The sequence below is a fragment of the Sodalis sp. RH21 genome (genome assembly GCF_047324175.1).
Classification (GTDB): domain Bacteria; phylum Pseudomonadota; class Gammaproteobacteria; order Enterobacterales; family Enterobacteriaceae; genus Acerihabitans.
The window spans coordinates 3660712-3672856 of record NZ_CP178732.1 but is presented as its reverse complement, the minus strand read 5'-3'; the positions used below and the strand labels follow the sequence as shown (position 1 = coordinate 3672856).

Annotated in this window: 11 protein-coding genes; 8 read left to right on the top strand and 3 right to left on the bottom strand. The window is 60.2% G+C overall.

All coding sequences use genetic code 11. From position 1 onward, the window contains the following. Position 1: 1 nt before the first annotated feature. Together ACL2XP_RS16840 and ACL2XP_RS16835 are read right to left on the bottom strand one after the other, a co-directional pair. The gene (locus ACL2XP_RS16840; protein WP_413734031.1) at positions 2–1669 is read right to left on the bottom strand and encodes a sensor histidine kinase; all 1668 of its coding nucleotides are present in this window, start codon (positions 1667–1669) and stop codon (positions 2–4) included. A 166-nt stretch (positions 1670–1835) separates the two neighbouring features. Beyond that, positions 1836–3176: an anaerobic C4-dicarboxylate transporter gene (locus ACL2XP_RS16835; RefSeq protein WP_413734030.1), complete on the bottom strand. Its 1341-nt coding sequence runs from the start codon at positions 3174–3176 to the stop codon at positions 1836–1838. 773 nt (positions 3177–3949) lie between these two features. Here ACL2XP_RS16835 and hybO point away from each other — a divergent pair. From hybO to hybG, 8 genes are read left to right on the top strand one after another with little or no spacing between them, the layout of a single operon-like run. Further along, positions 3950–5080 (top strand): hydrogenase 2 small subunit, encoded by a 1131-nt coding sequence (gene hybO, locus ACL2XP_RS16830; protein ID WP_413734028.1) that lies wholly within the window; start codon positions 3950–3952, stop codon positions 5078–5080. Positions 5081–5082: 2 nt separating this feature from the next. Beyond that, positions 5083–6129, top strand: coding sequence for a hydrogenase 2 operon protein HybA (gene hybA, locus ACL2XP_RS16825; RefSeq protein ID WP_413734026.1), 1047 nt, complete (start codon positions 5083–5085; stop codon positions 6127–6129). Continuing rightward, positions 6116–7315 carry a Ni/Fe-hydrogenase cytochrome b subunit gene (gene hybB / locus ACL2XP_RS16820; RefSeq protein ID WP_413734025.1) on the top strand — a complete coding sequence of 400 codons (1200 nt, stop codon included), beginning with the start codon at positions 6116–6118 and terminating at the stop codon, positions 7313–7315. The genes hybA and hybB overlap by 14 nt, the downstream gene beginning before the upstream one ends. Then, positions 7293–8987 carry a hydrogenase 2 large subunit gene (hybC, locus tag ACL2XP_RS16815; protein WP_413734024.1) on the top strand — a complete coding sequence of 565 codons (1695 nt, stop codon included), beginning with the start codon at positions 7293–7295 and terminating at the stop codon, positions 8985–8987. The genes hybB and hybC overlap by 23 nt, the downstream gene beginning before the upstream one ends. Further along, entirely contained in the window at positions 8987–9502 is a 516-nt protein-coding gene (locus tag ACL2XP_RS16810) for a HyaD/HybD family hydrogenase maturation endopeptidase (protein WP_413734023.1), read from the top strand. Before hybC ends, ACL2XP_RS16810 begins: the two co-directional genes overlap by 1 nt. Further along, entirely contained in the window at positions 9495–9986 is a 492-nt protein-coding gene (hybE, locus tag ACL2XP_RS16805; protein WP_413734021.1) for a hydrogenase-2 assembly chaperone, read from the top strand. The genes ACL2XP_RS16810 and hybE overlap by 8 nt, the downstream gene beginning before the upstream one ends. Then, positions 9979–10320 carry a hydrogenase maturation nickel metallochaperone HypA gene (hypA, locus tag ACL2XP_RS16800; protein WP_413734020.1) on the top strand — a complete coding sequence of 114 codons (342 nt, stop codon included), beginning with the start codon at positions 9979–9981 and terminating at the stop codon, positions 10318–10320. The genes hybE and hypA overlap by 8 nt, the downstream gene beginning before the upstream one ends. Positions 10321–10345: 25 nt before the next feature. Beyond that, complete coding sequence (hybG, locus tag ACL2XP_RS16795) at positions 10346–10606, top strand: hydrogenase maturation factor HybG (protein WP_413734018.1); 261 nt, start codon at positions 10346–10348, stop codon at positions 10604–10606. Positions 10607–10634: 28 nt separating this feature from the next. Here the strand turns inward: hybG and ACL2XP_RS16790 are convergent, their stop codons facing one another. Next, a complete protein-coding gene (locus ACL2XP_RS16790; protein ID WP_413734016.1) occupies positions 10635–12089 on the bottom strand; it encodes a DASS family sodium-coupled anion symporter in 1455 nt (484 codons plus the stop codon). Positions 12090–12145 lie beyond the last annotated feature (56 nt).

Here is a 12145-nt window from a genome sequence, read left to right as displayed (position 1 = left end):
TTTATCCCGATTTGACCCGGTAAGGGAACGTGACGTAAAACTGGGTATACACCCCCGGTTCGGACTCGAATTCCAGCCAGCCGCCCAGTTTTTCCACGCTTTGCCTGGCCAGGTACAGGCCGATGCCGCGCCCGCTGCCCTTGGTGGAGAATCCCCGCTGGTAAATTTTTTCCTGCACCTCGGGCGCGATGCCGGGGCCGTCGTCGCTCACCGTGCAATGCAGCATCTCGTTGCGGAAATGGAAACTGACGGTAATCTCGGGGTTTTCCTGTCCGGCCAGGGATTCCACCGCATTTTCAATCAGATTGCCCAGGACGGTAATCATGGCGGCGGTGGTTTCGCCATCGTCGGTATCGGGCAGCCAGCTGTCTTCGGTCAGGGTAAGGGTAATACCGAGATCCCGGGCGCGGTTGATCTTACCCAAAAGGAAACCGGCGATCACCGGCGATTTGACGATCCGGATAATCAACCCGATCTCATGCTGGTAATTATTGGCGGTTTTAAGGATATACCCTTCCAGTTCCTGATAATTTTTTAAGTGTAACATGCCTAATATGACGTGCAGTTTATTCATGAACTCATGGGATTGCACCCGCAGCGCATCGGCATAGGTGGACATGCCGCTCAGGCGTTCCAGCAAGCGGCTGACTTCGGTTTTATCGCGGAAGGTGGCGATGGCCCCGATGATCTCGCCGTTCACGTTCACCGGCACCGTATTACTCAATAATACCCCGCCGTTAATATGGATTTCTTCGTCGCGCCTGGCGACCCCGCTTTGCATGACGTCGCTCAAATGCAGCTGGGTCGGCCAATTTACCGGGTTGCCCGCTGCTCCGTGGTCGATGTCGTCTTGCAGCGTTTGCAGCGTCGTCCATTCCTGGCCGTAGGCGCCTGGTTGCAGCAGCCGGGGGTTGCCGTGCTGCCGGAACAGCCGCTTGGCTTCATCGTTAATCAGGGTAATCCGGCCATCGGCATCCACCGCGATCACCCCCTCTTTAATGGATTGCAGCATGGCGTCGCGTTCTTCGAACAGATGGGAAATTTCGTACGGTTCAAAACCCAGCATAATGCGTTTGAGCGCCCTCACCAGCAGCCAGGTGCCCAGCCCGCCGAGCAATGCGCCGACCAGGGCGGTCCACAGCAGGTTCCAGCGGCTGTGGTTGACGATGGCCTGCACCGTGACCAGGGACGTGCCGATGGATACCACGCCGATCTGATGGCGCTGGCCATCGTAAACCGGGGTGAATACCCGCAGCGCCCGCGCCAGCGTGCCCTGGTTGATGGCGGTATTTTCCTGCCCTTGCAGCGCCGGCAGGATATCATCGCCGACAAAATGTTTGCCGATCAGGGTGGTATTGGGATGCGAATAGCGTATGCCGTCCATATCGGTCACCACCACGAACAGCAGATCCCCCTCTTCGGTGACCCTCTGCGCCAGGCTCTGGATCGCCGCCGGGTCCCCTTTGCCGGTCAGGCCATCCACCAAAATAGGGGTCAGCGCCAGCGTGCGGGCGATGGCGAAGGTTTTATCGCGGATATTATTTTCGGCCAACTGGCTGATTTGTTTAAAAAAGAGGGTATGCACCACCAATAGCACCGAAATGATGACGCTACCTACCATCAACATCACGGATAAGCTCAGCTTGAGCGGCGCTTTTTGCCTGGCCATCTTATTCTCCGGCATAACTGACTGGGAGTAGCGTACCCCAGATGGCGGCGCGCGTCTTTAATCCTTGTCCCCCGGTTTTACCCGGGCGGCGCCGCAATGCGCCAGGCCCGTCCAAGAGGATTGGACGGGCCTGGGGAGCGATCATGCTACCGGTAAAACCTGCGGTTTATAAAAAGCCGTAGGCCGCGGCCAATACCCAGCCGATCACGCTGGATACGCCCACGCCAATCAGTCCCACCAGGATAAAGCTGTGGTTGATGACAAATTTGCCGATATGGGTGGTGCCCGAACGGTCGAACTGGATGGCGGCCAGGTCGCTGGGGTAGGTGGGCAGAATATAATACCCGTAGCAGGCCGGGGCGGACGCCACGATATACGCCGGGTTGACGCCGATGGCCAGCGCCAGCGGTACGATGGCCGCCAGGGCCGCCGCCTGGGAGTTGACGAACTTGGAAACGATCAGCAGCGCGATGGCGTAGGCCCAGGGATACTGCTTGATCAACGCCCCCAGCCCCGCTTCGATTTGCGCCAGATGGGCGCCGAAGATGGTTTCGGCCATCCAGGCGATACCGTATACCGCCACGATGGCGATCATGCCGGAGCGGAACACCTCGTTTTTGGAAATATCGGCCGGGTTGGTTTTCGTGGCGATAATAATCAGCGCGCCGGCGAACAGCATGCACATCTGGATGACCAGCACCATCGACAGAGCTTTGCCGCCGAACACCGGACGCAGGCCGGGTACCGCGCCCAGCAAGGCTACCAGGGCAATGGTGGCCAGGAAGATCCACATGGCGATCCAGTTGCTGCGCGGCAGCTTGCGGTCAAGCAAGGTGGCGGTGTCGCCGTAAACATAGTGGCGGTTTTCCGGGTCGGAAATGAATTTCTGGAACACTTCGTCCTTGTCCAGATCCTTGCCGCGGAACCAGCTGAATATGCCGATGGCCAGGATGCCGCACAGGGTGGAGGGGATGGTGATGGCCAGCAGGTCCAGGAAGTCCAGGTGCCGGCCGTTAAAGGTTACGTTGCCCAGCATCGCCACCAGGGAAACCACCGCCACCGATACCGGGCTGGCGATAATGCCCATCTGCGAGCCGACGGAGCTGGCGGCCATGGGCCGTTCGGGGCGGATATTATTTTTAATCGCCACATCGTAGATAATGGGCAGGATGGTATATACCACGTGGCCGGTACCGCACAGAATGGTCAGGCAGCAGGTGACAAAGGGCGCCACGATGGAAACATACTTGGGGTTGCGCCGCAGCAGGCGCTCGGCGATTTGCAGCATCACGTCCAGGCCGCCGGAGGCTTGCAGGGTGGCGGAGGCCGCCACCACGGCAATAATCACCAGCATGACGTCCACCGGCGGTTTACCCGGTTCCAGGTGAAAGATAAATACCAGGATCATGAGCCCGATGCCGCCCAATAGCCCCAGCGCAATACCGCCTTTTTTTGCCCCGTATAGCAGACAGGCCAAAATAACCACGAGTTGAATAATAAAGTCCATACCATCCTCGATTAACGAATCATCATTATATTGTCAGATGCAGATATTGACTCCTGCGGTCTTTAATATATCCGTTTGGCGAGCATGGTTATTGCGTTATATCTATGAATGGCTTATTTTTTTAAAAATTTGACGAATAAGTGAATTGCATCACATTTAATTGAATGCGGCGATTGCTGAAATATCTTTGGGTTATTAAGTAATTAAAAAAAGTATTTAAACTAAAAAAATCAAGCGCGCCGCCATCCATAGGAGGATTATCGTCGGTTATCGGGTTAATACATCGCGGCATGGCGTTAAATCCAGGTTAACTTGATGATAACCGGGCCAATGGATAAGGGATAAAAGCGGAATTTCGCGGGATGGCGCCGGTTTTATTGCCGTGGCATTATTAAGTATGACAATAGTAAACGCGACTTAAGGGAAATACATTTTCCGCAGTATTAACGGCGCCGATAATAAATCGGATTTTCTGCCGGACAGACGATAATCCGATTATTTTAGTTATTTAAAGATAAAAATAGTTGGTTTTCCTGCTGAGTCGCAATCCCGCCGCCGGATTCCAATATAATAGACTACGTTATAAAAATGGATAATGCAAAAGAGATTAATTCCCATTCAAGGTTAAATGTAACATCTCGTGGAAAGTGTAAACATTAATTCCACATTGCTTGATGAAGATCAATTTATAAAGACCATGTTGATTACATGCCTTTAACAAGGCTGTCATACTTGGGCCCAGTTTTGCACCAGCTTTGTAAGAGTATCCATCTATGCTTGAGAATAATGTTTTACTCGCTCAACAAGGCATCAATCGCCGTGATTTTATGAAACTGTGCGCCGCGCTGGCCGCCACCATGGGGCTGAGCGGCAAAGCGGCCGCCGAGATGATTACGGCGGTAAGCTCGCCGCAGCGTCCGCCGGTGATCTGGATCGGCGCCCAGGAGTGCACAGGCTGCACCGAATCGTTATTGCGCGCCACGCACCCCACCCTGGAAAACCTGCTGCTCAGCGTAATTTCCCTGGAATACCACGAGGCGCTGTCCGCCGCGTTCGGCGAGCAGGCCGAAGAGAATAAACACCGGGCCATCGAGCGCTACAAAGGCAAATACATCCTGGTGGTGGACGGCTCCATACCGCTCAAGGACGGCGGGGTGTATTGCATGGTGGCCGGCAAACCCATCGTCGAGCATATCCGCAATGCGGCGGAACACGCCGCGGCGATTATCGCCATCGGCTCCTGCTCCGCCTGGGGCGGGGTGCCGGCCTCCGGCAGCAACCCCACCGGCGCGGTCAGCCTGCAGGAGGCGCTGCCGGGCAAAACCGTGATTAATATCCCCGGCTGCCCGCCCAACCCGCATAATTTCCTGGCCGCCGTGGCGCATCTCATTACCTGGCAGCGCCCGCCGGCGCTGGATAGCCATAACCGTCCCGCTTTCGCTTATAGCCGTCTTATCCACGAGAATTGCGAGCGGCGCCCGCATTTCGACGCCGGACGTTTTGCCAGGCAGTTCGGCGATCGGGGCCATCGCGAAGGCTGGTGCCTGTATCACCTCGGTTGCAAGGGGCCGGAAACCTACGGCAACTGCTCGACGCTGCAATTTAACGACGTGGGCGGCGGTATCTGGCCGGTGGGCATCGGCCATCCCTGCTATGGCTGCAACGAGCAGGGGGTGGGGTTCACCAAAAGCATCGCCGAGCTGGCCAATGTGGTCAATCCTACGCCGCGGCTGGATAAGCCGGATGTGGGCAAACCGGAGGGCGGCGCGGTGTCCTTGACCGCCGTGGGGCTGATCGGCGGCATGATCGGCCTGGTGGGCGGGGTCAGCCTGATGACCGTGCGCGAACTGGGGCGCCAGCAAAAGCGCCCGGACGACCACGTTCCCCCATCGCGGGAGGAGTAGCCGTGAACCGACGTCATTTTTTCAAATTGGCGACCGGCGGGGCGCTGCTGGCGGGCATCGCGCCGGCCGGCCGGGCGGCGGCGCAAAATAAAGCGCCGATCCCCGGGGCGCTTGGCATGCTGTACGACTCGACGCTTTGCGTGGGCTGCCAGGCATGCGTCGCCAAATGCCAGCAGGTGAACCAGCGGGATCTGGCCGCTCCCGGCCCCCACGGCGGGCCTTACGCCGCCGGGGACCCCACCTGGTCGAACAACGACAAGCTCAGCCCCTACACCAATAATATCATCCAGATCTGGCGCAGCGGCGACGGCATCCATAAAGACCGGTTGGACAACGGCTATGCCTATATCAAAAAACAGTGCATGCACTGCGTCGACCCGAACTGCGTCTCGGTGTGTCCGGTCTCGGCGTTAAACAAAGATCCGCGCACCGGTATCGTGCATTACAACGCCGATGTGTGTACCGGCTGCCGCTACTGCATGGTGGGCTGCCCGTTCGATGTGCCGAAATATGATTACGACAACGCTTTCGGCCGCATCCATAAATGCGAACTCTGCAACCAGAAGGGACTGGCGCGCCTCGACGAGGGCGGCTTGCCCGGCTGCGTGGAAGTCTGCCCCACCGGGGCGGTGATTTTCGGCACCCGCGAAGAGTTGCTGGGGGAAGCCCGGCGGCGTTTGGGGTTTGCCCCCGGCACGCCTTATGCCTATCCGCGGCAAACCTTAAGCGCCGGCGATCCCCACGAGCAGGCGGTGGCCCGCTATGAGCGCCATATTTACGGTGAAACCGAAGGCGGGGGCACCCAGGTGCTGGTGCTGGCCGGGGTGCCGTACGGCAAGCTGGAACTGCCGGCGCTGGACCCGCTTTCCACCGGGGCGCGCGCGGAGCACGTGCAGCATACGCTGTATCGGGGCATGGTGATTCCCCTGGCATTGCTGGCGGGGATCACCACGCTGGTATACCGCAACGGCCGCCGGGACCACGATGATGACGCCGGCCGCCGCGATAACCACCATGATAACCGGGACGACAAGCATGACGACTCATAAGGCGAGCCCGCTGGGCGGACGGCTGGTGACCTGGCCGGTAATGGTGCTGGCGCCGTTTGCGCTGCTGTGCGGATTACTGATCGTCAGGCGTTTATTCTCCGGCATCGCCGCGGTCAGCGCCCTGAACGGCGGTTATCCCTGGGGCATCTGGATCGCGTTCGATTTGCTGGTGGGCACCGGCCTGGCCTGCGGCGGCTGGGCCCTGGCCTGGACGGTATATGTGTTTAACCGCGGCGAATACCATCCGCTGGTGCGTCCGGCGCTGCTGGCCAGCCTGTTCGGTTATTCCCTGGGCGGCCTGTCCATCACCATCGACGTGGGGCGCTACTGGAATTTGCCCTACTTTTTTATGCCCTCGCATTTCAATACCTCGTCGGTGCTGTTCGAAACCGCGGTCTGCATGACCATCTATATCGGCGTGATGGCGCTGGAATTCGCCCCGGCGCTGCTGGAGCGGTTTGGCTGGCGGGTGCCGCTCAAGCGGTTGAATAAGATCATGTTTTTTATCATCGCCCTGGGGGCGCTGCTGCCGATGATGCATCAATCGTCCATGGGATCGCTGATGATCGTCGCCGGCAACAAGGTGCATCCGCTGTGGCAAAGCTATGAGCTGCTGCCGCTGTTCTCCCTGCTCACCGCCTTTATCATGGGGTTTTCCATGGTGGTGTTCGAGGGGTCGCTGGTGCAGGCCGGCATGCGCGGACGCGGGGCGAGCGAAACGCCGCTGTTCTACCGGCTGACGCGCATTATCAATCTGCTGCTGATCCTGTTTATCGCGCTGCGTTTCGCCGAGCTGATCTGGCGCCATAAGACGGGCTACCTGTGGCATACGGACCGTTTCGCCCTGTCGTTCTGGGCTGAAACCGCGCTGATGGCGCTGCCGCTGCTGATTTTCAACCTGCGCCGCAGCCGCCGGGACGCGCGCCTGCTGTTTATCGGCGCCCTGTGCATGATTTTGGGCGCCGCTTTCTGGCGTATGAACTACTCGCTGCTGGCCTTTAATCCCGGCGGCGGCTACCGCTATTTCCCCACCGCCAGCGAGATTCTGATCACGCTGGGGTTCGTGGCCATCGAAGTGTGCGCCTATATCTTATTGATCCGGCTATTGCCGGTACTGCCCGCGCAGCGGCCGGAACCTAAATCCACCCCAACAGAGGTCGAGCATGAGCCAACGCATCACCATTGATCCTATCACCCGTATCGAGGGGCACCTGCGGATCGATTGCGAAATCGAGCAGGGCAAGGTGGTCAAAGCCTGGTCCTCCGGCACCATGTGGCGCGGCATGGAAGAGATCCTGCACGGAAAAGACCCGCGCGATGCGTGGATTATCGTGCAGCGTATCTGCGGGGTATGCACCACGGTGCACGCCATCGCGTCGGTGCGCGCGGTGGAAAACGCCCTGGACCTGGCGGTGCCGGTCAATGCGCAATATATCCGCAATATCATCCTGGCGGCCCACAGCATCCACGATCATATCGTGCATTTTTACCAGCTGTCGGCGCTGGATTGGGTGGATATCATTTCGGCGCAGCAAGCCGATCCGCTCAAGGCCGAAGCGCTGCTGCGCGGCCTGTCGGACTGGCCGCTCAACAGCGCCGCCGAATTCAGCCGGGTGCAGCAGAAGATCAAGGATCTGGTGGCCAGCCAGCAGTTGGGCATCTTCGCCAACGGCTACTGGGGCCATCCGGCCATGGCGCTGCCGCCGGAGGTCAACCTGATCGCCGTGGCGCACTATCTCCAGGCGCTGGAATGCCAGCGCGACGCTACCCGCATCGTGGCCATGCTGGGCGGCAAGTCGCCGCATATCCAGAATCTGGCGGTGGGGGGCGTGGCCAATCCGATTAATCTGGATGCGCCGAACGTGCTGAACATGGAACGCCTGATGTTGCTCAAGACGTTTATCGATCGTCTCGGCGACTTTATCGAGCAGGTGTATAAAGTGGATACGGCGGTGATCGCCGCGCATTATCCGCAATGGCTGGCCCTGGGCAAGGGGGCCGACCACTACCTGAGCGTGCCCGAGCTGCCTACGGACGGGCGGGGGGATAACTTTCTGCTGCCCGGCGGTTACCTGGAGAACGGCGCGTTCCGGCCAATCGCCAACCACCGCGACCCGTATTTGCTCCAGGGCATCGAGGAGAGCGCCAAGCACGCCTGGTACCAGGACGATCGGCCCCTGGCGCCGTGGGAAGGACTGACCCGGCCAAATTATACCGGCTGGCAGGACGACGGCAAATACTCCTGGGTCAAGGCGCCCACCTTCTACGGCAAAACCGTGGAGACCGGGCCGCTGTCCTGGCTGATGTGCGCCCTGGCGGCGGGACATGAGCCCACCCAGCGGCATTTCGGCGCCATTGCCGCCGGTTATCAAAAACTGAGCGGGCGCGCGCTGGCGCAAGAGCACTTGCCCTCCACCGCGGGCCGGATCGTCGGCCGCGCCGTGCATTGCTGCGTGCTGCGCGAAACGCTGGCGCAGCAGTGGCAGGCGCTGGTGACCAATATCGGCAACGGCGATCTGACGACCTTTGTCAAACCCGAGTTTCCGGCCAGCGGCGAGATCCGCGGCGTGGGGTTCGAAGAAGCGCCGCGCGGCATGCTTTCCCACTGGGTGGTGATCAAAGACGGCAAAATCGCCAATTACCAGGCGGTGGTGCCCTCCACCTGGAACGCCAGCCCGCGCAGCTTCCAGGACGAACCGGGGCCGTACGAACGATCCTTGGTGGGCACGCCGGTGGCGGACCCCGCCAGGCCGCTGGAAGTGGTCAGAACCATCCATTCCTTTGATCCCTGCATGTCGTGCGCGGTGCATATCGTCGATACCGCCGGCACGGAAGTGACCCGGGTCAAGGTGCTGTGATGGGCATTCTGGTGCTGGGCATCGGTAATTTGCTCCTGAGCGACGAAGGGGTGGGGGTACGGGTGGTGGAAGCGCTGGAGCGGGGCTTTGCGCTGCCGCCCCGCGTCGAGGCGCTCGATGGCGGCACCTCGGGCATGGAACTGATGGAGGTCATGGCCCTGCGCGATCATCTGATCGTAGTGGATGCGGTGCGCACCGGCGCGGCGCCGGGTACGGTGGTGTTATTACGGGATAACGAGGTGCCGGCGCTGTTTACCCAAAAGATTTCCCCCCATCAACTGGGCCTGTGCGATGTGTTGATGGCGCTGCGCCTGACCGGCGAATTCCCCCGCCGGCTGACGCTGGTGGGCATTGAACCCGCGTCCCTGGCGCCGGGCATCGGCCTGACCGCCGCCATAGAACGGGCCATCGCCCCGGCGCTGGCGCAGGTCCTGGCGCTGCTCGCCCAGGAGGGGATTAGCGTTATCCCCCGCGCCGCGGCGGCCATGATGTTGCAGGAGGATAAGCATGTCTGAACCGATTATCGGTCTGGCGGAAAACCCGCAGCCGCTGCTGGAGCGCCTGTTCGGCCTGATTGCCGAGCGCGAAATGCGCACCTTGCCGTTTTACCAGCAGCAAATCCCGGTGCGCGCCTGCGGCTTCCAGCTGTTTGAACGGCAATGGGTCGGCGCGTTGCTGACGCCCTGGATGCTGAGCCTGCTGGTGCTGCCGGGTCCGGGGCAAACCTGGCCCCGCCGGCCGGTGGGCAGCAGGCTGGCGCTGGCTTTGCCCTGCGGGAATCTCGGTTTTACCGTCGGCGAGGTGGCCGGCTGCGGGCAATATCTCGCCGGTTCGCTGCTTTCGCCGCTGAGCGCCGACCTGCCGGCCGGGCAGGCGGTACAACTGGCGCAGCAGTGCGCCCGCATGGCGCTGTCGCTGCCGGTGGCCGACGCCGACGCGCCGGGCAATCCGGCCCGGCGCGCGCTGTTTCGCGCCCACTGCCCGTCGTCCCATGCATGAACTCAGCCTGTGCCAAAGCGCGCTGGAGCTGATTGAGCAACAGGCGCGATTGCATCATGCCGCGCGGGTGACGGCGGTATGGCTGGAAATCGGCGCGCTGTCGTGTATCGAAGACGGCGCGCTGCGCTTTTGTTTTGCATCGGTCTGCCGCCATACCCTGGCCGACGGCTGCCGGTTGCAATTGACCACGGCGCCGGCCCGGGCCTGGTGCTGGCAATGCAGCGCCGCGGTGAGCGTGGCGCGGCACGATGCCGGTTGTCCGGTGTGCGGCGGCCACGCCCTGCGCATGGAAAGCGGCGACAGCCTGCGGCTCAAACAAATCGAAGTGGAATAACTTGCATCACTAAAGGAAGATCGCCATGTGCATAGGCATACCCGGCAAGATTGTCGAGGTGGGGGAAGATATTCATCAACTGGCCTGGGTGGACGTTTGCGGCGTACGGCGGCAAATCAATATCGCGCTGGTCTGCGAAGACGCCCCGGCGCAGTTGCTGGGTCAGTGGGTATTGGTACACGTGGGGTTCGCCATGAGCCTGCTGGATGAACACGAGGCGCGGGATACGCTGGCGGCGCTGCAACATATGCGCGCGGTGGGTATGGACGTGGATGAACTGGCGTAAGCCAGGCCATCCACGTAACGCCGCGCGGTTAAAACAGTCCCAATAACCGCCACCACGCCAGGCCGACGCCCAGAAAGATGACCTGGTTAATGATGCTGACCACAAAACCGGTGCGCCACCAAATGGCGGTGGGCACATAACCGGCGCCGAACAGGATGGGACCGCGCGCATGGGTATATTGCGTCAGGGAGCAATACAGGCTGCTGGTAAAGGCCAGCATAAAGGCCATGGGCATCGGCGGAATGCCCAAGTTGATTCCCACCGTCAGGAATACTGCATACAGCGCGGCGATTTGCGCATTGCCGCTGGCGAAAAAGTAATGGGTGTAAAAGTAGGCGGCGTTTAGCAGCAGCAATACCCATACCCAGTTGGTGCCCTGCGTCAAATGACCGATATTATTGCCGATCAGCGTGCCGAACCAGGTGGTGAAACCCAGGTTTTTCAGCTCATTGGCCATCATCAACAGGGCAGCGAACCACACCAGGGTATCCCAGGCGCCTTTTTCGCTTTTGACATCGTCCCAGCTGAGCACGCCGGTCAACAATAAAAAAGACAGGCCGACAAAGGACGCCGTGGTGGGGTCGATACCCAGCCGGTCGCCAAAAATCCACAGCACCAGCAGCAGCACCACGGTGGTGAGCATCAGCCATTCCGCCTTGCTCATGCGGCCGATTTTCGCCAGCTCGGCGGCGGCGAATTTCGGCGCGTCGGGGGTCTTTTTAATCTCCGGGCGCACCAGCCAATAAATGCACGGCGGCACTACGATCAGCGAGACCACGCACGGCACCACGGCGGCCAGGAACCAGCCGAACCAGGTGATGGTGACGCCCGCATTGGCCGCGAGTTTCACCGCCAGCAGGTTGCCGGTATAAGCCGTCATGAACAGGGCGGCGGTAATATCATTGACGTTGCCGATACAGATAATTAAAAAGGTGCCGATTTTGCTGCGCGACGCATCGTCCGGTTTGGAGTCGAAGCTGCGCGCCAGCGAATCGGCGATGGGATAAATCACCCCGCCGCAGCGCGCGGTATTGCTCGGCATGGCCGGCGACAGCAGCAAATCGGCAAAGGCCAGTCCATAGGCCAAACCGAGCGTGCGTTTACCCAGCAAGCGGATCATGATCAGCGAAACCCGGCGGCCGAGGCCGGTCTTGATAAAACCGCGCGCGATCATAAATGCGACCACGATTAGCCAAATCAGGGAACTGTTCAGATCGCTGAGCGCCGTGAGAATCGTGCCGCTGGCGGTTTTGTCGCCGGCGGCATAGGTCAGGGCGAACAGGGTGATGCTGATAATACCGATGGCGCCGATGGGCAATACGTTGGCGACGATGGCGACGATGGTGGCGATAAACAGCACCGCCGTATGCCAGGCCGGTTCGCTCAGGCCGGTGGGCGGCGTGAGATGCCAAAGAACCACGGCCAGGACCGTGATGATCGCCAACGGCAGCCAGTTAAGGCCGTAAGAGGTTTTGAATTTCATACCCTTTTCCTTATGGAAAGACTGCGGCAGAATGTCGCACCGTTAGAACTGTGGAA